Consider the following 20,866-nt stretch of genomic DNA (forward strand, 5'->3'; position numbering starts at 1 on the left):
CATCCAACGTGAGCTCAATACGCATGTTTGGCTCAACCTCAGCCAAACACACGCCACATAAACTTTTCCACTCGATTTAATGATTTACACGTATTGTTAATACAGGCAAACAGAAACCAATAAGTAGGGAACGCTATTCTACGTGAAAATCATCAATATTTCAGAGTTAATAATGACGATTTTTACCACTATTTTTCTCTTTAGGGGGAGGAATCAACACCGGCGAGGCAAAAAACTCACCCTGACCACCACCAATCCCATGAGAACACAGGGTTTCCCATTCGAGATGTGTTCTTACACTCGCAGCCATCACTACCACATTTGTTCCTTCACAGGCGCTGATAAGGCTGTCGACAAATAGCTGATTTTCCGGACGTCGATCGATATTACGCACCAAACCCGGATGAAGTTTTATCACTTCAACCGGCATGGTCTTAATATAGATAGTGCTGACGACCGTTAATCCCGCCTGAACAATTCCCAAACGGCACCCTAACAGATGCAGTAATCGAATCACCGGACGCAAGCGATCGCTATATTGACAAACATCTGCCTCTGCAAGTTCAAATATAATTCGCTTTCGATACGATTTTTCTTTTTCCAACAGATTATCCCGTAGCCACACCTGAAAAGAGTGTTTAAGCAGGGAGTCGACAGTGACCGATACGGCGATGGTGTCATTAGGCCAACGATCAAGTAAGGGCAGAGTTTTACTCAATACTAATCGGTCAAAACGTTCGGTTAAACCAAACTGTTGTATCAACGGCATAAATTCCGCAGGTTGTAGTTCATCATTGCCATCATGAATACGAAGCAGCATCTCCCGATGGTTTAACTCGCCTTTTACCGTTACTGCCGGTTTGTAATAAATATCCGGACCACCTTTATCCAACATCTGTTCTAACAGCGTTCTCCAACGAACACTGCCTCTGGCGGCACTGGTCACCTGACTATCATAGATAAACCAACCGTTACTACCCTGTAATACTGCGGTGCGGGCAGCCTGCTCGGCATTATCCATAATTTGCTCTGGCGTCTGTCCCATATGATAAAGGCAAATACCTATATGAATCAGAGACTCTTTTTCAATACCAGAGGATACCGGTAGCATATCCACGGCATTGACCAGCTGAGCAGCAATCGCATCAGCTTCTTTTAGTGAACGGTGAGGCAACATGACGCTAAAATCATTATCAAAATAACGAGCCAGTAACGCTGCCGGGTGGCGCATAATAAAGGTTGATAACATATTCACCAGTGTATACAGCAAATCATCAATCGCATCTTTACCATGCTCGCTCGCCATCAATTCAAGCTCAGGCAGGCGAATCATCATTACCACGCCATGAGCATTAGGCTCTTCAAGCTGGGTTGCCAGTTGGTTATCAAAAAACAGGCGGTTATTCCGCCCGGTTTGTGCATCCTGCGCGGCGAACGACCGAATCAGTTTATCCACCCTGACCCGCTCATTACTCATATTACTCAACTCAGACAACAGTCGGTTGATAGCGGCACTGGTATTCACTGGCCACTCTTTTTCATCCGAGACTTCGGCACCTTCTCGCTCACCGGCTAAAATACGTTGGGAACGCTCTTCCAGTAGCAGCAATCCTTTAAATTGCTGCTTAAGCCAGTGAATCCACCAAAACATAATCAAACCAATGAAAACAATCACCGCAATAATGGCTAATAAAATGGGTAACGAAAAGAGTGTGCTAAGAATCGGATTAACATAGAGGATCTGCATGCGATAACCGGGATGCTGGGGTAACTCCAGATCGGTCTCGCTAAGCGTGTGAAACTTTTCCCAGAAACCGGGGCGATTATCACTGCTATGGGTATAAATGATTTTATCTTTTTCGTCTTTAATCGTCAGATGGCGCACGCCTGTGGCATACATGACCACCGGAAGCCAGCGATCATAAGCGCCTGGAGATTGGTAAATCAGCGCCTGATCCACCGTGGTGGTAAGGGCATACCAATGCTTCTCCATCTTTTCCTCACCCACAAAATAAACACTTAACATACTGGTCATCAGTGCCAAAATCATAGTAAGAAAAACTAATAAAGAAATAAAAATAGATAATCTGGCGGTAAATCTCATTCCCATAGTAAATTATTCTAATTTGCTGGAAAGCAATACAAAATAAACAGAACACATGCTCTGCATCGCAACTTAACTCACCGACATTCTAGCAGACTTTATCAAAACTCGGGGCTTAACATCATATTTTAATAAGGTTTAAACACTCTTTTATCTACAGAAAGCGCTCGCCATTTTTTACAGATGAAGCAATATACCTGATAACGACTTTGTTCTATTTTCGTTATCATAGCGAAATGTCAGCGCCTTACTGATTGCCCCGGGTGCAACAAAAGAGAATAATAACCGCAACAACTCAGTTGCTCTGAATGAAGTGATGGTTATTTCATTCTCCTCCTTTAACTTTCGGATAAGAGTAAAAACAATGATTAAAGCTCTGGTTCTTGAACAACAAGATGGACAAACACTGGCATCAGTAAAGGGTGTCACCTCCGAACAGTTGCCTGAGGGCAATGTTACCGTTGATATCAATTGGTCCAGCATCAACTATAAAGATGCGCTGGCCATCACTGGCAAAGGAAAAATTATTCGTAATTTTCCAATGGTACCCGGTATTGATTTCGCTGGTACCGTTCATAGTAGTGATGATCCACGCTTTTCCCCGGGCCAAAATGTCATACTTACTGGCTGGGGTGTAGGTGAAACTCATTGGGGTGGCTTAGCAGAACGCGCTCGTGTTAATGGCGACTGGTTGGTTCCTATGCCTGAAGGGTTGGATCAACGTAAAGCAATGATCATTGGTACCGCAGGTCTGACCGCTATGTTATGTGTCATGGCATTAGAAGAAGGCGGCGTGTTACCAGACAGCGGTGAAGTACTGGTTACCGGTGCCAGCGGCGGTGTCGGAAGTACTACCGTTGCTCTGTTACATAAACTGGGCTATCAGGTTTCCGCCGTTAGTGGACGTCAGCACAATGCGGAATATCTGTTATCTCTCGGTGCTAAATATGTACTGGAAAGAGAGAATTTCAGCGAAGCGGCTAAACCACTGGAAAAACAGCGTTGGGCGGGGGCTGTAGACGTTGCCGGTGGAGAACTGCTGGCTAAAGTTATCGCACAAATGAATTATAACGGTACGGTGGCCGCCTGTGGTCTGGCTGGTGGATATCAACTCCCCACCACGGTGATGCCATTCATTCTGCGTAATGTACGCCTGCAAGGTGTGGATTCCGTCATGATCTCGACAGAACGTCGAATTGAAGCCTGGAAGCGTCTGGCAGACTTACTACCAGAAAACTTCTATCAGTTAGCCACCAGCGAAATCACCCTGAAAGATGTACCGGCAACGGCAGAAAGCCTGTTGTCAGGCAAAGTTACCGGCCGGGTACTGGTTAATATTGCCTAATCCTTTCGCCTAATATTAGTACCCCACGTGTTTCAGCGTGGGGTATATCAAACGGTTATCTCCCCCCTACATTAAGAATATTCTCCAGCTAATTTCTGGCAAAACAGGACAATTGGAGCAATGATTTGTCTAATCATTCATAATCTTTTCTGTTAGCTGAGCATCTATCATGGTCAAAAAAACACGCTTAACTGAAAACAACGTCACGCCTGAACAACTGTTTTATCAACGTCGCAAAGTTTTGCAGGCACTGGGCATCAGCGCAGCAGCATTAGCGCTTCCTTTTCATGCTCAGGCAGAACTACTCTCATGGTTGACGGGTGGAAACAAACCTAAAACGCCTGCGGGTAAAGCTCTGGCATTTACCCCTTCAGCCAACTACCACCCCAACCTGCCTTTGACACCAGAAGAGAAAGTCATCGGATACAATAATTTTTATGAGTTTGGTCTGGATAAGGCCGATCCCGCGGCCAATGCCGCAACACTAAAAACCGAAGGATGGAAAATTCATATCAGCGGTGAAGTAGCCAAACCAATAACGCTGGATATGGATGAAATTCTTAAACGCTTCCCTCTGGAGGAGCGCATTTATCGCCTGCGTTGTGTGGAAGCCTGGTCAATGGTGATTCCATGGCTTGGTTTTGAACTGAACAAACTGCTTAAACTGGCAGAGCCAACCAGTAAGGCACGCTACGTTGCCTTTCAAACCCTTTACGACCCTGAAAATATGCCGGGACAAAGCAGCCGCTATATTGGTGGTGGGCTGGACTACCCTTATGTTGAAGGTTTACGTATGGATGAAGCCATGCATCCGTTAACGCTACTAACCGTTGGGGTATACGGTAAAGCGCTGCCAAACCAGAATGGAGCGCCCATTCGGCTCATTGTTCCCTGGAAGTATGGTTTCAAAAGCATTAAATCCGTTGTTGAGATCAAACTGGTAGAGCAACAGCCTCCCACCACCTGGAATTTAAGTGCACCGGATGAATACGGTTTTTATGCCAACGTCAATCCTCAGGTGGACCATCCCCGCTGGTCTCAGGCAACAGAGCGGGTTATCGGCAGCAGCGGCTTACTGGATGTAAAACGCCAGCCCACACTCTTGTTCAACGGATATGGCGATCAGGTCGCTTCACTTTATCAGGGGTTGGATTTACGGAGTCACTTTTAGTGAAAATAACCTCTGCAAATATCAAATGGCTCAAGCTGATATTGCATCTGCTGGCGTTTATTCCTCTGCTATGGTTGATACTCTCTATTAATCAGGGGTGGTTGAGTGCTGATGCAGCAAAAGACATTCAACATTACACCGGCAGAATGGCGCTTAAATTATTGCTGGCCACCCTGCTGGTAACGCCGCTGGCTAAAATACTCCATCAACCCATACTGCTCCGCTGCCGACGACTGCTGGGATTATGGTGTTTTGCCTGGGCAACCTTACATCTGGTTTGTTACAGCGTTTTAGAGCTTGGTTTAGACATCTCTCTACTGTTTCAGGAACTGATTAAACGCAACTACCTTATTCTGGGTATTATCAGTTGGCTCATATTATTGATAATGGCGCTAACCTCAACACAGAACTTCCAGCGAAAATTGGGCTCTAACTGGCAAACTATCCATAATTTTATCTATGTGATAGCAATACTGGCGCCAATACATGCCCTGTTATCCACCAAAGTGCTGTCTCTGGAGCTGGCAGTCTATGCCGTAATCTCGCTGTTATTGCTGGCATATCGCTATAAAAAGCTCAGAAAGTGGTGGGAAAAGTACCAAAGAGACAAATAATTTTGAGCGGAGAAGGCTTCTCTGCCAAGGCTTTGCCCGATATGGCCTAAACTATCTTCGCTGATAAGACCAGTAAACAGCTGCTAATTTCGGCGAAATAGTTATAATGGCGCACTTTAATTTGATCCGTTCGTACAATTTCACAAGAAGAATAGTGACAATTGGCTGACATCGAGTTATTTTTACCGATTATTGTTTGATTGCCGGAGATGTCAGCACAATGACGAAGAAAGCGCACATTTTGCTGTTAAATGGCCCTAATCTGAATCTGTTAGGGACGCGTGAGCCTGATAAATATGGACATACGACCCTGACTGACATCGTAACCAAATTAGAGAGTGAAGCCCAGCGTTCAGACGTGGCGTTTTCTCATCTGCAATCAAATGCCGAGTACGAGATTATTGATGCGATTCATCAAGCTCGTGGCTCAGTCGATTTTATCCTGATTAATCCGGCAGCGTTCACCCATACCAGTGTAGCGATTCGGGATGCGTTGCTGGCCGTCAATATTCCATTTATTGAAATCCACCTGTCTAACGTCCATGCTCGTGAGCCATTCAGACACCACTCATATCTTTCTGATATTGCAGTGGGTGTGATTTGTGGCCTCGGTGCCGACGGTTATGACTTTGCTCTGCAAGCTGCCCTGCGCCGTTTGCAATAACTTTTTATTCCACGTAACAAGAGAATACGGAATCACACCTATGGATATTCGTAAAATTAAAAAACTGATCGAACTGGTTGAAGAGTCTGGCATTAATGAGCTGGAAATCTCTGAAGGCGAAGAGTCAGTACGTATCAGCCGCGGTCCTGTTGCTGGTAGCTATGCTATGCCAATGCAGCAATATGCTCTGCCTCAGGCACCTGCTGCTCAACCAGCTCCTGTTGCTGCTGCGCCAGCTGAAGCAGCTGCACCAGCGGCTATCAGTGGTCACATCGTTCGCTCACCAATGGTAGGGACTTTCTACCGTACACCGAGCCCGGACGCAAAAGCGTTTATTGAAGTGGGTCAAACCGTTTCTGTTGGCGATACCTTATGTATCGTTGAAGCGATGAAAATGATGAACCAAATTGAAGCTGATAAATCAGGCGTGGTAAAAGCGATCCTGTTAGAAAGCGGGCAGCCGGTAGAATTTGACGAGCCGCTTGTCATCATTGAATAACGAGGCGAGCTATGTCTAAAAAAATGGACAAAATCGAAAAAGTTGTTATCGCGAACCGGGGTGAGATCGCCCTGCGTATTTTGCGTGCCTGTAAAGAACTGGGCATTAAAACGGTTGCCGTTCACTCCAGCGCCGATCGCGATTTAAAACACGTACTGCTGGCAGATGAAACCGTGTGTATCGGCCCTGCCCAGTCAGTTAAAAGTTATCTGAATATCCCTGCGTTAATTGCCGCTGCCGAAATCACCGGTGCCGATGCGATCCACCCGGGATATGGTTTTCTGTCTGAAAACGCAGACTTTGCCGAACAGGTAGAACGCTCTGGCTTTATCTTTATCGGCCCTAAAGCCGATACCATTCGTATAATGGGCGATAAAGTTTCCGCTATCCATGCCATGAAGAAAGCCGGGGTTCCTTGTGTTCCTGGTTCTGATGGCCCACTGGATGATGATATGGCAAGAAACCGTGAGCTGGCTAAGCGCATCGGTTATCCGGTTATCATCAAAGCTTCTGGCGGCGGCGGCGGTCGCGGTATGCGCGTAGTGCGTAGCGACAAAGATCTGGAAGAATCCATTGTCATGACGCGTGCGGAAGCCAAAGCGGCTTTCAACAACGACATGGTATACATGGAAAAATTCCTGGAAAACCCACGCCATATCGAAATTCAGATTATGGCGGATGGTCAGGGCCATGCGGTGTATCTGGCAGAACGTGACTGTTCTATGCAACGTCGCCACCAGAAAGTGGTTGAAGAAGCACCGGCACTAGGCATCACTGAAGAACTGCGTCGCAGCATCGGTGAACGTTGTACTAAAGCCTGTGTGGAAATCGGCTACCGTGGTGCAGGTACCTTTGAGTTTCTGTATGAAAACGGCGAGTTCTATTTCATCGAGATGAACACCCGTATTCAGGTAGAACACCCGGTTACCGAAATGATTACCGGCGTTGACCTGATTAAAGAACAGCTGCGTGTGGCAGATGGCCAAAAACTGTCTATCAAGCAAAAAGATGTTCAGGTGCATGGTCATGCTATTGAATGCCGTATCAACGCAGAAGATCCGGATAACTTCCTGCCTTCTCCGGGCAAGATCACCCGTTTCCATGCTCCGGGCGGCTTCGGTATTCGCTGGGAATCTCATATCTATGCCGGTTATAGCGTACCGCCATACTATGATTCCATGATCGGTAAATTGATTGCTTACGGTGAAACCCGTGAAGTCGCTATTTCCCGCATGAAGAATGCGCTGGCTGAGCTGATCATCGATGGCATCAAAACCAACGTTAGCCTGCAACTGCGGATTATGAATGATAAAGGGTTCGAGAAAGGCGGAACCAACATTCACTATCTGGAAAAAATGCTGGGTATTCAGGAGAAGTAATTTTTCTGAAGCGACTCATCCGGAAAGGCCGATAATTATCGGCCTTTTTTATAACAAGGAATTAGTATGGATAGGTCTTCACAATTTGCTGTTCCATTCGTTATTATCTTTATCAAGTTCATTCTTTTTTGTATCGTTAGTATTCCTAATTTTAAGTATGCGTTAGATACTCCCATCTTGTGGAATTTACTACTTAACTCATTTTTGAGTTTTATCTATGCATGCGCCATTATTCTTACTCTATTTATTTGTTTAAACAACGGTAGAACATATTCAGCCAAATGGATTATTTGGGTATCAGTAATTATTTTTATTGTAGTTCAAAAACAGCTTACGGGTACATCTTATAGGTATATATTAAAATTATTTCAGGAACTATCTATAAGTTATTCATATGATTTAAGTGGAGACAATCCATTAGATAGATTGAAGTTTCCTATTTATATGTTGATATTCTATTCTGTTGTCTTCTTTATATTGAACATTTTTATAGGGCCATCAGCGAAAGCCAATAATATAGAATCGGATAGTCGTTACTATCATATTGCTACTTCGTTTGTTTACAGCATTCTTACATCCGCTATTTTATACCGACTGATAGATATCATACTATCTGGGTTCATAAATCTTAATGATGAAAACCGTAGCCTCTTGTTGTCAATAACACTCATCATGATGTCATGTATTTTTCTAAATACCCTTGTCTCGGCAGCGGCTTGCTATCAAAATTTAAACACACCTCAGAATAGAATTAATATTCGTAAAATTATCACTGCCACGACTATTTATGTGTTGCTGGTTATACTTCTGAGCTACGTTATTTATCTGATATCAACACACCTGATTAATCAATTTGGCCACTTCACTTCACCTGAAATCGCAATGACGGGGTTGGTGATTTTCGGTTTTCTATGTTTCCTGTTGGTCTCATATCAAATTCAAAAGGTTATATTGATGAAAGTGTTCCGGGAAAAAAAAGTTAACCAAATCGTCAATTAGCCCTGTCCCGGTATGAAGGCAATCGGTCCCAAAGTAATCAAACGCCTTCATACTGGTTAATGAGTAATAAAAGATAATGAATGAAGTGAATCGCGCCACAACCTGGCGGTAACACAAAAAAGTCCTAGGCAAACGTATCCGTTTCCGTACAATTCTATCCTTTGGCCCATAACCTCTGACTGTTTAACGTGATGGAGTACATATTGGATCCTCGTTTTCTTCAGGCTCATAAAGAAGCGCGCTGGGCGGTGTGGCTAACCATAGCCTACCTGATAGCCTGGACGCTGGCGGCCTATCTGCCAGACTCCCAACAGGGAATAACCGGATTGCCTCACTGGTTTGAAATGGCCTGTTTGCTGGTTCCTCTGGTTTTTATTCTCTTATGTTGGTTTATGGTGCGCTTTGTCTTCCGGGATATTCCGCTGGAGGATAATAACGATGCAACTTGATATCGTCCTGCCATTGGTTGCCTATCTGGTACTGGTTTTTGGGCTATCAATTTACGCCTATACCAAACGGCAGAAAGGGAATTTCCTGAACGATTATTTCCTTGGAGATCGTTCAATGGGCGGCTTTATACTGGCAATGACGCTGACCGCTACCTATATCAGCGCCAGCTCATTTATCGGTGGCCCCGGTGCTGCATATAAATATGGATTGGGCTGGGTACTGCTAGCCATGATTCAACTGCCTGCGGTCTGGTTGTCACTCGGCGTATTGGGCAAAAAATTTGCCATCCTGGCCCGACGTTACAATGCCGTGACGCTGAACGATGTCCTTTATGCCCGTTACCAAAGCAAAACGCTGGTCTGGTTCGCCAGTATCAGTTTGCTGTTAGCCTTTATTGGGGCGATGACAGTACAGTTTATCGGTGGTGCGCGCCTGCTGGAAACTGCCGCAGGAGTGCCTTATGACATAGGTTTACTGATATTTGGCGTCACTATTGCGTTATATACTGCTTTCGGTGGCTTCCGCGCCAGCGTATTAAACGATGCCCTGCAGGGTATGGTAATGTTAATTGGCGCTATTTTACTGCTGGTTGCCGTAATCTATGCCGCCGGAGGATTGGGTACTGCCGTAGATAAACTGCAGCAGATCGATCCTAAGCTGTTATCACCCACCGGTGCTGACGACTTCTTGTCCCTGCCGTTTATGGCTTCCTTCTGGATCCTGGTGTGTTTTGGCGTTATTGGTTTACCACACACCGCGGTGCGCTGTATTGCCTATAAAGACAGCAAAGCGGTACATCGCGGCATTATTATTGGTACCATCATTGTTGCGATCCTGATGTTCAGTATGCATCTGGCGGGCGCTTTAGGGCGGGCGATTATGCCTGACCTGACCATTCCCGATCAGGTGATCCCAACGCTGATGATTAAAGTTCTGCCTCCAATGGCCGCCGGTATTTTTCTGGCAGCGCCGCTGGCAGCAATTATGTCTACCATTAATGCCCAGTTGCTTCAGTCATCGGCGACGTTAATCAAAGATCTCTATCTTAGCCTGAAACCAGAACAGGCCCGCAATGAGCGCCGTCTGGCTCGTATATCAAGCAGTGTGACCTTTATTTTGGGATTGTTGTTAATTCTGGCGGCCTGGCGTCCACCGGAAATGATTATTTGGTGGAACCTGTTAGCCTTTGGTGGATTAGAAGCCGTATTCCTGTGGCCATTAGTCTTAGGCTTATATTGGGAGCGAGCTAATGCACAGGGGGCGCTGTGCTCCATGGTCTGTGGCGCGGTGTGCTACGCCGTATTGGCTACCCTGAAGATACAAATTTTTGACCTTCACCCTATCGTCCCTGCTTTGAGTATCGGCATTATTACCTTCCTGATAGGTAATAAACTGGGTGAACGTGCGGTGAATGCACCGGTAATACCGGCAAAATAAACATTACACAACCGGGATAACTTGTTTATCCCTTAAAGAGAATTGCTATGCCCTGGATACAGTTAAAATTAAATACCACCGGTGATAAAGCGGAAGAAATTGGTGATGTGCTGGTTGAAAGTGGTGCGGTTTCTGTCACCTTTCAGGATACCCATGACGTGCCGGTTTTTGAACCTCTACCGGGAGAAACGCGCCTGTGGGGCGATACCGACGTTATCGGCCTGTATGATGCAGAAACGGATATGAAGCAAGTGGTTGCCATGCTGGAACACAACCCTCTGCTAGGCACCAATTTTGTACATAAAATCGAACAGTTAGAAGATAAAGACTGGGAACGGGAATGGATGGATAACTTCCACCCAATGCGTTTTGGCGAACGGCTGTGGATTTGCCCAAGCTGGCGCGAAGTGCCCGATGTAAATGCCGTGAACGTTATGCTCGATCCGGGTTTAGCCTTTGGTACCGGAACCCACACTACTACAGCACTTTGCCTGCAATGGCTGGATGGTCTGGATTTAGCAGGAAAAACGGTGATCGATTTCGGCTGTGGTTCCGGAATTTTAGCCATCGCCGCCCTTAAGTTAGGCGCGGCAAAAGCTATCGGTATTGATATTGACCCACAGGCTATTCTGGCCAGTCGTGATAACGCGCAACGTAATGGTGTCTCAGAGCGTTTATCTCTTTATCTGTCCAAGGACCAGCCTCAGGATCTGCAGGCCGATGTGGTGGTTGCTAACATCCTTGCTGGTCCGTTAAGAGAGCTGGCACCGATTATCAGCCAGTTGCCTGTAGCGGGTGGACATCTGGGGCTATCTGGCGTGTTAGCCACTCAGGCTGAAGGGGTGGCTCAAGCCTATCAGACAATGTTTCAACTCGATCCGGTCGCGGAAAAAGAAGAGTGGTGCCGTATTACCGGTGTAAAAACCAGCGCCTGATGATTTAATTTAAAGCTGAATAAAAGCAAGGGGTTGTCTGGTTACAGACGGCCCCTTTGGTTTTTATTTGCTTATGCTGCTCTCACCCACAAATGCCGGTCAGAATAGCTGAATCCTTAGTTAATCACCTTATGAAACGTTGGATGATTGACCGATAGTGCAGAATTTTTCTAAACGATGACAAAACCGAACATCCTAATAACTCATTGTTAAATATGATGAATAAATTACGGATCACTGTGGGGCCTTAATTTCTTTGATTTTAGTCGTAGATTGTTCAAAGTTTGTCCTTTCATCTGGTTCAAAAAATGCGTAATATACGCGCCCTTGCAGACATATATGGTCTTCGTTGTCGATGCGCATTGGTAACCTTCAGCTAACAAATCGTTTAATCGCCGCTCCAATGGCGGGAATAACAGATCGTCCTTTCAGAACGATGTGTTATGCGATGGGAGCTGGAATGACAGTTTCGGAAATGCTCTCTTCCAACCCGGAAGTTTGGCGTACCGATAAGTCGAGATTGCGCATGGTACACCTTGATGAGCTCGGTATTCGGGCCGTTCAAATCGCCGGAAGCGATCCGGAAGATATGGCGGCAGCGGCGCGCATTAATGTGGAAAACGGAGCACAGCTTATTGATATCAATATGGGCTGTCCGGCCAAAAAAGTTAACCGCAAGCTGGCAGGATCTGCACTATTGCAGTATCCGGAGTTAGTTGGAAAGATTCTTAGTGCTGTGGTGAACGCCGTTGACGTTCCGGTCACATTAAAGATCCGTACCGGCTGGGATCCGGAAAACCGTAATTGTGTTGAAATTGCCCAACTGGCAGAACGCAGTGGTATTCAGGCCATTACCATACATGGACGTACTCGTCGTTGTTTATTCAACGGTGAGGCTGAATATGACAGCATTCGATCGGTTAAGCAGAACGTAGATATTCCGGTTATCGCTAACGGGGATATCACCGACCCGCATAAAGCCAGAACCGTTTTGGACTATACCGGAGCCGATGCTCTGATGATAGGACGAGCGGCTCAGGGAAGACCTTGGATCTTCCGGGAAATCCAGCATTATCTGGACACTGGGGAGCTGTTACCACCAATGCCACTCGGCGAAGTGGAACGCTTGTTAACCTCGCATGTGAGAGAATTGCACGACTTTTATGGTCAAGGCAAAGGACTCCGCATCGCGCGTAAGCACGTCTCCTGGTACTTGCAGGAACATGCCCCAAATGACCAGTTTCGGCGCACCTTCAATGCAATCGAGAATGCCAATGAGCAACTGGATGCACTGGGGGCATATTTTGAAATTTTGCCTAAACAGATAGAAGAGCTAACAGAACTATGTTCGAACAACGCGTAAATTCTGACGTATTAACCGTCGCTACCGTAAATTCACAAGACCAGGTCACTCAAAAACCTCTGCGTGATTCGGTTAAACAGGCATTAAAGAACTACTTTGCTCAGCTTAACGGTCAAGACGTTAACGATCTTTATGAACTGGTACTGGCCGAAGTTGAACAACCTCTGTTGGATATGGTTATGCAGTACACTCGCGGTAACCAGACCCGCGCTGCGACCATGATGGGTATCAACCGTGGTACTCTGCGCAAGAAACTGAAAAAATACGGTATGAACTAATACCGGTCAGTTAACTGATTGAAAAGAAGGCGCTTATGCTATTTGGGTAAGCGCCTTTTTTATTAACAAGTTATCTGACAAAAATTTGCATTTTTAATTTTCCAGCTTGAATTAGCCTCACGATGGATATCAGATTTTATATTTAAAATCATCTGATCAGGCATTTCCACATGCACTGTACGCCACATCAGGCGTTTTCATGGCAACATCATCACAGAGGCTTTTGCTTTCAGAACGGACTGGCATTATGGGCTTTAACCCACTCTTCGCTGATGGGATGAATAAAATGCAACCCACTGGCGTGCAGCATCAGTCGGGGCGTTTGTTCGGTACCCGGCAGCAGGCGGCCACCATACAGGTCACAGCCTAAAATAGGGTGCCCCAGCTGCTGGCAGTGGATGCGAAGTTGATGCGTGCGTCCGGTCTCCGGGGTTAGCTCTACCCGTGTCAATGGTAATAACGTCCCGTCTTTCAATTCATGATAAAAACGCTCAACGACCCGATAGCAAGAGCGAGCGGGCTTGCCGTGAACTGCACAGATTGACATCAGTGGAAACAACACCGGGTCTTTGGCAATCTCCACGTCTACCACTCCGGCATTGTTGTCCAGATGTCCGCAGAGCAGTGCGCTGTACACTTTAGTCACTGAGCGCTGGCTGAACTGTTGGCAAAGAGAGGCATTGATAGCCTTATTGCGGGCAACCACCATCAGCCCGGAAGTACCAAAATCAAGACGATGCACCAGAGTGCAACCGGGAAATATCTGTACCAGCCGATGATGCACCGAATCAAGATTTTGCGGATTTTTCCCCGAGAGACTAAGCAACCCGGCAGGCTTATTGATCAGCACCAGATGATCGTCCTGATAGAGAACCTCTATCTTGTCATGGCACTGTGGGGCAATAAAGGAATCAATAATCTCAGACATCATGCTACCCGCGAGGAGAGTGGGAGCGGATGATAACCAATTTTAAACCGACTGGCGAATCTGGTCGTTCTCCTCGCATTCCGGAAATTTATCATCCAGACTTAAACCAAAGACGTAGTCTGCGCAGCCATTGTGTTTTACACTGCGCATTGCAAAAACTGAGTTGATAAACGATAAGCAGGCGGTAATGGCGATGAATGGAACGATCACTACGTGGTTTGAAGATAAAGGTTTTGGATTTATCAAAGATGAAAACGGCGATAACCGTTATTTTCATGTGATTAAAGTCGCCAATCCTGACCTGATTAAGAAAGATGCAGCGGTGACTTTCGAACCTACTACGAATAATAAAGGTTTGTCAGCTCACTCGGTAAAAGTCATACCGGAAAGCAAATACATCTATATTGCAGGTGAGCGTATTAAACTGACGTCGATTCGCTCTTATCTGGTTTACAGCGAAGAAGTATCCGCCGATCCCCATATTGATAAAGATAATGTGGTGCTGTCTGTGGGTATTCTAATGAATAGTATCAGACCGAAATCAGCCACTAAGCCAGGTGAAATGCGTTCGCTAAAAAAACTCGCGATTACCACTTTTCAGGGAACGACGTTAATCTTCACGGAAGATGAAATAGACGTGGATGCAACAGTGAAACTGCTCAAAGTTTAAAATAATTCAGGCAGTCATAAACCACCCGGTGATAAAATCAACATAAACGACAAAAGGGGCTAAAAAGCCCCTTTATCATCTAAAAACAGAGTACACTACCAGCGAACCCTATCAATGCACCTTATCCACCAGCAGCGTTTCTAACAGATCCAGGTCATACAGCACCTTCTGTAGCGTCTCATTGCTGATTTTACGCGTTGCCCGCAGGTGGTAAAGCTCACCACGTTCTGCTCTCAGCGCCGTTAAGCGGAAACGCCGTTCCAGTTGTTCATCTTCCAGTGCCCGGGCTCGTTCATCACTGGTATAAATTCGCTTACGCAAGGTACCAATAACTCTTGAACTGACCTCAGTTAGCATATGTGGATCAACGTTTTCTTCACTGCTGGCCTCAATACGGTCACGCAGTTTCTCCAGGCTAACAATGCCCACTTCCGCCATAGATGCCCAGGCCACTCGTACCTCTTCCTCCAGAGTGGCCTTATCAGTCACCACTAACCCTCTCAGCAGAAGAGGTAAAATAATCACTCCCATCACCAACGAAAACAGAATGACTCCCGTCGCTAAAAACACCAGTTGATAACGGGCGGGGAAAGGAAGGCCGCTGGTTAATAGCAACGGTATTGAGAGCACGCCCGCCAGCGTAATGGCTCCGCGAACTCCGGCGAAAGTGGCAATAAATATTTCACGTGCGCCATAGGTAGCAAACAACAAGGGATGCTTTTTCAGGAAGCGTTTACTGTAGACTTTCATCAGCCAGATCCACAGGAAGCGCATAATCATCAACGCAAAATAGATCCAGACGATATCCATAAACAAATGCCAGACTTCAACATTAGGATCGCTTTCCGCCTGAAGTATTGAGGCGGAGAGAATATCCGGTAGTTGTAGCCCTAACATAATGAAGACCATACCGTTAAATACAAACTCCAGCATCGCCCAAACACTATTGCCTCTTAACCGCATGGTTAAAGGCGCATTACGAATAACCCCGGATTGACTGATAGTCATACCCGCCGCTACCGATGCCAGAATACCGGAGAAGCCAAGATGTTCTGCCACCAGATAGGAAGCAAAAGGTAACAATAACATCAGTACGATTTGCGTCGCCGGATCGTCACTGCTCCAGCGGCTAAGCAGGCGTAAAGATTTACTGTATAACCAGGTAATGGCAATGCCTGACAGCACACCACCTACCGCAACGATTAAAAAGTCCACCGTTGCCCCATAAACCGTAAACTCCATCACCCCCATGGCGACAGCAACCGCCAGTTTGAGAGAAACCAGGCCGGAAGCATCGTTCATTAATGCTTCCCCTTCCAGAACCCCCATGATGGATTTAGGGATCTTACCCTCACCCACAATGCCACCCAACGCGACCGCATCCGTTGGCGACAGTACCGCAGCCAGAGCAAACGCCGCTACCAGCGGAATGCTTGGAATAATCAGATGAATCAAATAGCCAACACCAACTACCGTTAGCACCACCAGCACTAACGCTAATCCTAAAATTTCACGACCATGATGCAAAAACTCACGCAACGGAGTACGCCAGCCGTCGGCAAACAGCAAAGGAGGAATAAACAGAACCAGAAACAGCTCAGGGTCAAAATTGACGTGCAAACCAAAGGTTGGCCACGCCAACAGCGCACCGCAGGCTATTTGCATCAAAGGAAGAGGGATCTGGAAAGGCAACATTCGGGTGACCACCCCCGAAAGAGAAACTACCAAAATTAAAATCAGAATCGTAAAAAATATTTCCATAAATCCCTCATAACTACCGGACAAAACACCCCTGCCACCCATTAAAAAAGCGGTAGTAATAAAATAGCACCATACCTTTTATAGCTAAAAGTAAAACGTGCCTTTTACAACACAACTCGTATATCAGGTAAGTGCAACAGGAGTAGAGAAAGAAGAGAATAACGAGAAAAAGAGAAAGGGAATTGAGGAGGTTACTGACTTCGCTGATTTACCCCAACTACAATAAAACAGCGAAGCCAGTCAGAAAATAACGTTAGATAGCCCAACCACCAACGTAGAAGGTCACTAGCGCAGCAGCAATCAACACAATACTGATATTCAGCTTTCTCCACTCACCAGAGCAGACGCGACCAATCACCAGCGAGGCAAAGCCCAGCATAATACCGGTTACGATGTTGCTGGTTAATACGATAAATACCGCACAAATCAGCCCGGCCATCGCATCAACAAAGTCGTCAAAATCCAGACGAGCAACGTTACTCAGCATCAGTAAACCAACATACATTAATGCAGGTGCTGTGGCATAACCCGGTACCAGACTGGCTAATGGAGAGAAAAACAGCAGCAGCAGGAACAGTGCACCAACCACCAACGCGGTTAATCCGGTACGTCCACCCGCAGCGGTACCCGCAGCAGATTCAATATAAACGGCAGCAGGAGAAGCCCCCACTAAACCAGATAACATGCTGCTGACGGAGTCTGTTGTCAGTGCGCGACCGCCATTAATGATCTGACCATCTTTGTCCAACAGGTTAGCCTGTCCGGCAACCGCACGGATAGTACCGGTTGCATCAAACACCGCCGTCATTACCAGCGCCAGAATACTCGGCAGAACCGCCAGTTGCAGAGCCCCCATAATATCCAGACTGAAAATCAGCGAGGTTCCATCTTTCGCTACCAGCGATGGCATTGAACTCATACCGTTATAAGTCACCGCCGGATCGAAGATCAGACCTAATGCAGAAATGGCAACAATCACCAGCAGAATGCCACCCGGGACTTTCAGGCGCTCTAAACCAATAATTACGGCCAGACCAATAAAGGCAATCATGACAGGGAATGAGGTGAAATCACCAAACTGTACTGGCAAACCCGCACCCGGGTTTTTCACTACGGCACCAATACCACTGGTAGCAATCATCAGCAGGAATAGACCGATACCAATACCGGTACCGTGAGCAATTCCAATAGGAATATTACGTAAAATCCATGCACGGATCCCGGTCGCGGAGATCAGGGTAAACAGTACCCCCATCAGGAACACCGCCCCCAGCACCACAGGAATAGAAAGACCTTGCCCTAACACCAGACTAAACGCGGTAAATGCGGTGAGAGAGATAGCACAACCTACCGCCATCGGTAAGTTAGCCCACAGCCCCATAGCTAAAGAGCCCAGCCCCGCAACCAGACAAGTGGCAACAAACACGGTTTCAACCGGAAAACCCGCTTGTCCTAACAGACTCGGAACCACAACGATAGAGTAAACCATCGCCAGAAAAGTTGTCAGGCCAGCCAAAACTTCCTGACGGACGCTACTGCCCCGAGCAGAAATCTTAAAATAACGGTCAAGAGAACCTTTCTGATCGGAAGAACTCGTGTCCCGATCGTTAACATTCGACATTGGTGATGTCCTCAAAAGGAGTAAAAATCAGTATAAACAGTTAAGGCAAACGATTATCTGAGCTTATATACCCCCATTTCAACTTTTATTATCAAATTTTGAGAGATTTTTACGTGGGAGGTAAGCAGAGGAAATAAAAACCGCCTATTGTTGCGTTATTCAGTAAGAAAACAACAATAGGCGGACGAATAAAATAGGCGGAACCTTTAGTCCCAAAATTAGTGCATCATCGACACACCCAAAAAGAACAGACAGGCTAATAGAGGAAGACCCAAAAGTACCAGCTCAATAATTCTGACCACCGGATTAAACTCCTCGCCTTCCGGCAAGCGATACAGTGAAATGGCATTCACCAGTAAAGCGATAAACGCAATAAAGCCGGCAACAAACACATCAACCAGTACTACGCTTAAGGTCCACCCCAGCTCATCACCCGCCAAACCCGACGCCAGTAATTTTTGATGCTGCGACCACTGCCATAGATACAAGGCAAAGGGTATCAGCAGCGATAATGCGCCTAAAATCCAGGAAACGCGTCTTAGCATAACAAAAACCTTAAATTAGAATAAAAATGAAATTAGCCCAAAAAAGATAAATCAATAATGGCTTAAAATTGGCCCTGTTATCCTGGCTCTGAATTCTATTACGAGAATCCGGCTACTATAGCAATTAATAGCCTCAGGGAAATCCCCTGAAAGGAGGAATTAACTAACCTCCCCCTCCAGACAACGTTCTGCCTATCGCTAACTCATCATTATTCTTAAATTTTTATATTATTTTTACGCTTTTCAAATGTCTTTTATCAACATCTTTGCACCCTGACGGCTACGCTTTCTCGAACGACTAATCACCATTTCATTCAGGAAATTATCATGAGCCTAAGCCTGATTGCCGGGGTACTCATTGTTATTGCACTACTCGGCTACCTCATTTATGCGCTGTTTCATGCGGAGGATTTCTAATGACTATCACTCTGCTACTGACTATCACCGCATTCCTGACCCTATTAATCATTTTGTCACTACCGCTAAGCCGTTTACTGGTCCGACTCATTGACGGCGAACTGCCCTACCACATCATGCAGATAGAAAAGAAGCTGTGGCGCTGCGGTACCGTTAAACCTAAAGAGATGACCAAATACCAATATGCGCTGGCCATTGTGGTATTTAATCTCTGTGGGCTCGTCTTGCTGTTTATTTTACTGATGACTCAGGCATGGCTCCCTCTTAACCCGGAAAAGATGCCTAACCTGTCATGGCATCTCGCGCTAAATACTGCCGTTAGTTTTGTTACTAACACCAACTGGCAGGCCTACAGCGGCGAAAATACCCTCAGCTATTTCAGCCAAATGGTTGGCTTAACGGTGCAGAACTTCTTATCCGCTGCCACCGGTATTGCCGTCGCACTGGTATTTATCCGCGCCTTTAGCCGCAGATTATCCCCAACGGTCGGTAATGCCTGGGTCGACTTGACCCGAATTGTTATTTATCTGCTGCTCCCCCTCTCCGTGTTGCTGGCGCTATTTTTTGTCAGCCAGGGCGTCATCCAAAATGTCAGTCCTTATCTTCATCTGACAACGCTGGAAGGCGCATCGCAAGTTTTACCAATGGGGCCTGTTGCCTCTCAGGAGGCGATAAAATTGCTGGGAACTAACGGCGGTGGTTTTTTTGGCGCTAACTCTGCCCATCCATTTGAAAACCCAACCGCTCTCAGCAATCTGGTACAGATGCTGGCGATATTCCTTATCCCTTGTGCGTTATGTATGGCTTTTGGCCGTGCCGTTGGTGACACTCGTCAAAGCAATGCGCTTTTATGGTGTATGTCACTCATCTTTATCGTTGCGGTTATTGCCGTCTTTTATGCCGAACTGAATGGTCCTGATTATCTGACCACTTTAGGATTAGACAGCAACATCAATATGGAAGGTAAAGAGAGCCGCTTTGGTCTGGTTGCTTCTGCGTTATATGCGGTGGTCACTACCGCAGCTTCATGCGGTGCCGTAAACGCCATGCATGACTCTTTCGCCGCCCTTGGAGGAATGGTCCCACTCTGGCTGATGCAGATTGGCGAAGTGGTATTTGGCGGTGTTGGCGCGGGCCTTTACGGAATGCTGCTGTTTGTTTTGCTGACGGTATTTGTCTCCGGACTAATGATTGGTCGCAGCCCCGAGTATTTAGGTAAAAAGATCGAAAGTTCTGAAATAAAAATGACTGCTTTAGCCATACTGGTTACGCCAACGTTGGTGTTGGTGGGAACAGCGCTCGCGGTAACTGTTGATGCGGGTAAAATCGCTATTCTCAATCCTGGCGCTCATGGTTTTACCGAAATTCTGTATGCCCTCTCCTCTGCGGCCAATAATAACGGTAGCGCTTTTGCCGGACTGAGCGTCAATACCCCATTCTATAACCTGCTGCTTGCACTGGTGATGCTGGCAGGCCGTTTTGGCGTCATTGTGCCGGTCTTAGCCATCGCCGGATCGCTGGCGGAGAAGAAACAGCAACCTACCAGCAGCGGAACATTACCTACTCACGGCCCCATTTTTATCTGTCTGTTAATTGGCACTATTTTGCTGGTAGGAGCGCTGACCTTTGTTCCTGCGCTGGCGCTGGGGCCGATTGCTGAATACCTTCAATTTTAACTCCGCAGAT

At 46.4% G+C, this 20,866-nt stretch carries 19 protein-coding genes; 14 read left to right on the forward strand and 5 right to left on the reverse strand.

The genetic code is table 11. The annotated features are described in order from the left end of the window. Positions 1-166: 166 nt before the first annotated feature. On the reverse strand, positions 167-2,104 hold the full coding sequence (gene csrD, locus EKN56_RS16375) for an RNase E specificity factor CsrD (RefSeq protein ID WP_130593747.1): 1,938 nt from the start codon (positions 2,102-2,104) through the stop codon (positions 167-169). A gap of 367 nt (positions 2,105-2,471) precedes the next feature. Here csrD and acuI point away from each other — a divergent pair, with 367 nt between their 5' ends. The 11 genes from acuI (at position 2,472) to fis (ending at position 13,238) form a co-directional block, all read left to right on the forward strand. Continuing rightward, positions 2,472-3,449: an acrylyl-CoA reductase (NADPH) gene (gene acuI / locus EKN56_RS16380; protein ID WP_130593748.1), complete on the forward strand. Its 978-nt coding sequence runs from the start codon at positions 2,472-2,474 to the stop codon at positions 3,447-3,449. 169 nt (positions 3,450-3,618) lie between these two features. Then, positions 3,619-4,620: a protein-methionine-sulfoxide reductase catalytic subunit MsrP gene (gene msrP, locus EKN56_RS16385; protein WP_130592767.1), complete on the forward strand. Its 1,002-nt coding sequence runs from the start codon at positions 3,619-3,621 to the stop codon at positions 4,618-4,620. Then, positions 4,620-5,234 carry a protein-methionine-sulfoxide reductase heme-binding subunit MsrQ gene (gene msrQ / locus EKN56_RS16390; protein WP_130592768.1) on the forward strand — a complete coding sequence of 205 codons (615 nt, stop codon included), beginning with the start codon at positions 4,620-4,622 and terminating at the stop codon, positions 5,232-5,234. The genes msrP and msrQ overlap by 1 nt, the downstream gene beginning before the upstream one ends. 220 nt (positions 5,235-5,454) lie before the next feature. Further along, complete coding sequence (gene aroQ, locus EKN56_RS16395) at positions 5,455-5,898, forward strand: type II 3-dehydroquinate dehydratase (protein WP_130592769.1); 444 nt, start codon at positions 5,455-5,457, stop codon at positions 5,896-5,898. Between the two features lie 40 nt (positions 5,899-5,938). Continuing rightward, complete coding sequence (gene accB / locus EKN56_RS16400) at positions 5,939-6,397, forward strand: acetyl-CoA carboxylase biotin carboxyl carrier protein (protein ID WP_130592770.1); 459 nt, start codon at positions 5,939-5,941, stop codon at positions 6,395-6,397. A gap of 23 nt (positions 6,398-6,420) precedes the next feature. Next, a complete protein-coding gene (accC, locus tag EKN56_RS16405) occupies positions 6,421-7,776 on the forward strand; it encodes an acetyl-CoA carboxylase biotin carboxylase subunit (RefSeq protein ID WP_130593749.1) in 1,356 nt (451 codons plus the stop codon). Between the two features lie 1,202 nt (positions 7,777-8,978). After that, positions 8,979-9,224 (forward strand): YhdT family protein, encoded by a 246-nt coding sequence (locus EKN56_RS16410; protein WP_130592771.1) that lies wholly within the window; start codon positions 8,979-8,981, stop codon positions 9,222-9,224. Beyond that, complete coding sequence (gene panF / locus EKN56_RS16415) at positions 9,214-10,662, forward strand: sodium/pantothenate symporter (RefSeq protein ID WP_130592772.1); 1,449 nt, start codon at positions 9,214-9,216, stop codon at positions 10,660-10,662. The genes EKN56_RS16410 and panF overlap by 11 nt, the downstream gene beginning before the upstream one ends. A 47-nt stretch (positions 10,663-10,709) precedes the next feature. Beyond that, positions 10,710-11,597, forward strand: a complete 888-nt coding sequence (gene prmA, locus EKN56_RS16420; protein ID WP_130592773.1) for a 50S ribosomal protein L11 methyltransferase — start codon at positions 10,710-10,712, stop codon at positions 11,595-11,597. A 355-nt stretch (positions 11,598-11,952) separates the two neighbouring features. Continuing rightward, positions 11,953-12,960, forward strand: coding sequence for a tRNA dihydrouridine synthase DusB (dusB, locus tag EKN56_RS16425; RefSeq protein WP_130592774.1), 1,008 nt, complete (start codon positions 11,953-11,955; stop codon positions 12,958-12,960). Next, the gene (fis, locus tag EKN56_RS16430; RefSeq protein WP_029096993.1) at positions 12,942-13,238 is read left to right on the forward strand and encodes a DNA-binding transcriptional regulator Fis; all 297 of its coding nucleotides are present in this window, start codon (positions 12,942-12,944) and stop codon (positions 13,236-13,238) included. Before dusB ends, fis begins: the two co-directional genes overlap by 19 nt. A gap of 229 nt (positions 13,239-13,467) precedes the next feature. Here the strand turns inward: fis and EKN56_RS16435 are convergent, their stop codons facing one another. Next, positions 13,468-14,166: an RluA family pseudouridine synthase gene (locus EKN56_RS16435; protein WP_130593750.1), complete on the reverse strand. Its 699-nt coding sequence runs from the start codon at positions 14,164-14,166 to the stop codon at positions 13,468-13,470. A gap of 187 nt (positions 14,167-14,353) precedes the next feature. Between EKN56_RS16435 and EKN56_RS16440 the strand changes: the two genes are divergently transcribed. Further along, on the forward strand, positions 14,354-14,836 hold the full coding sequence (locus tag EKN56_RS16440) for a cold-shock protein (protein ID WP_130592775.1): 483 nt from the start codon (positions 14,354-14,356) through the stop codon (positions 14,834-14,836). A gap of 111 nt (positions 14,837-14,947) precedes the next feature. Here EKN56_RS16440 and EKN56_RS16445 read toward each other — a convergent pair whose 3' ends face one another. The 3 genes from EKN56_RS16445 to EKN56_RS16455 form a co-directional block, all read right to left on the reverse strand. Further along, on the reverse strand, positions 14,948-16,597 hold the full coding sequence (locus tag EKN56_RS16445) for a Na+/H+ antiporter (RefSeq protein WP_130592776.1): 1,650 nt from the start codon (positions 16,595-16,597) through the stop codon (positions 14,948-14,950). Positions 16,598-16,850: 253 nt separating this feature from the next. Continuing rightward, positions 16,851-18,218, reverse strand: a complete 1,368-nt coding sequence (locus tag EKN56_RS16450; RefSeq protein ID WP_130592777.1) for an NCS2 family permease — start codon at positions 18,216-18,218, stop codon at positions 16,851-16,853. Positions 18,219-18,436: 218 nt separating this feature from the next. Beyond that, entirely contained in the window at positions 18,437-18,763 is a 327-nt protein-coding gene (locus tag EKN56_RS16455; RefSeq protein WP_130592778.1) for a 1,4-dihydroxy-2-naphthoate prenyltransferase, read from the reverse strand. 327 nt (positions 18,764-19,090) lie between these two features. Here EKN56_RS16455 and kdpF point away from each other — a divergent pair, with 327 nt between their 5' ends. Continuing rightward, the gene (gene kdpF, locus EKN56_RS16460) at positions 19,091-19,180 is read left to right on the forward strand and encodes a K(+)-transporting ATPase subunit F (RefSeq protein WP_130592779.1); all 90 of its coding nucleotides are present in this window, start codon (positions 19,091-19,093) and stop codon (positions 19,178-19,180) included. Then, positions 19,180-20,856, forward strand: coding sequence for a potassium-transporting ATPase subunit KdpA (gene kdpA / locus EKN56_RS16465; protein ID WP_130592780.1), 1,677 nt, complete (start codon positions 19,180-19,182; stop codon positions 20,854-20,856). Before kdpF ends, kdpA begins: the two co-directional genes overlap by 1 nt. The last annotated feature ends 10 nt before the right edge of the window (positions 20,857-20,866 follow it).

Origin of the sequence: Limnobaculum zhutongyuii (assembly GCF_004295645.1) — a bacterium.
Taxonomy (GTDB): Bacteria; Pseudomonadota; Gammaproteobacteria; order Enterobacterales; family Enterobacteriaceae; genus Limnobaculum; species Limnobaculum zhutongyuii.

Bases quoted from the DNA above. Each gene is read 5' to 3' on its own strand.
- csrD (WP_130593747.1), bottom strand. From the start codon at position 2,104: ATGAGATTTACCGCCAGATTATCTATTTTTATTTCTTTATTAGTTTTT.
- msrP (WP_130592767.1), top strand. From the start codon at position 3,619: ATGGTCAAAAAAACACGCTTAACTGAAAACAACGTCACGCCTGAACAA.
- aroQ (WP_130592769.1), top strand. From the start codon at position 5,455: ATGACGAAGAAAGCGCACATTTTGCTGTTAAATGGCCCTAATCTGAAT.
- accB (WP_130592770.1), top strand. From the start codon at position 5,939: ATGGATATTCGTAAAATTAAAAAACTGATCGAACTGGTTGAAGAGTCT.
- accC (WP_130593749.1), top strand. From the start codon at position 6,421: ATGGACAAAATCGAAAAAGTTGTTATCGCGAACCGGGGTGAGATCGCC.
- panF (WP_130592772.1), top strand. From the start codon at position 9,214: ATGCAACTTGATATCGTCCTGCCATTGGTTGCCTATCTGGTACTGGTT.
- prmA (WP_130592773.1), top strand. From the start codon at position 10,710: ATGCCCTGGATACAGTTAAAATTAAATACCACCGGTGATAAAGCGGAA.
- dusB (WP_130592774.1), top strand. From the start codon at position 11,953: ATGCGCATTGGTAACCTTCAGCTAACAAATCGTTTAATCGCCGCTCCA.
- fis (WP_029096993.1), top strand. From the start codon at position 12,942: ATGTTCGAACAACGCGTAAATTCTGACGTATTAACCGTCGCTACCGTA.
- EKN56_RS16435 (WP_130593750.1), bottom strand. From the start codon at position 14,166: ATGTCTGAGATTATTGATTCCTTTATTGCCCCACAGTGCCATGACAAG.
- EKN56_RS16440 (WP_130592775.1), top strand. From the start codon at position 14,354: ATGGCGATGAATGGAACGATCACTACGTGGTTTGAAGATAAAGGTTTT.
- EKN56_RS16445 (WP_130592776.1), bottom strand. From the start codon at position 16,597: ATGGAAATATTTTTTACGATTCTGATTTTAATTTTGGTAGTTTCTCTT.
- EKN56_RS16450 (WP_130592777.1), bottom strand. From the start codon at position 18,218: ATGTCGAATGTTAACGATCGGGACACGAGTTCTTCCGATCAGAAAGGT.
- EKN56_RS16455 (WP_130592778.1), bottom strand. From the start codon at position 18,763: ATGCTAAGACGCGTTTCCTGGATTTTAGGCGCATTATCGCTGCTGATA.
- kdpF (WP_130592779.1), top strand. From the start codon at position 19,091: ATGAGCCTAAGCCTGATTGCCGGGGTACTCATTGTTATTGCACTACTC.
- kdpA (WP_130592780.1), top strand. From the start codon at position 19,180: ATGACTATCACTCTGCTACTGACTATCACCGCATTCCTGACCCTATTA.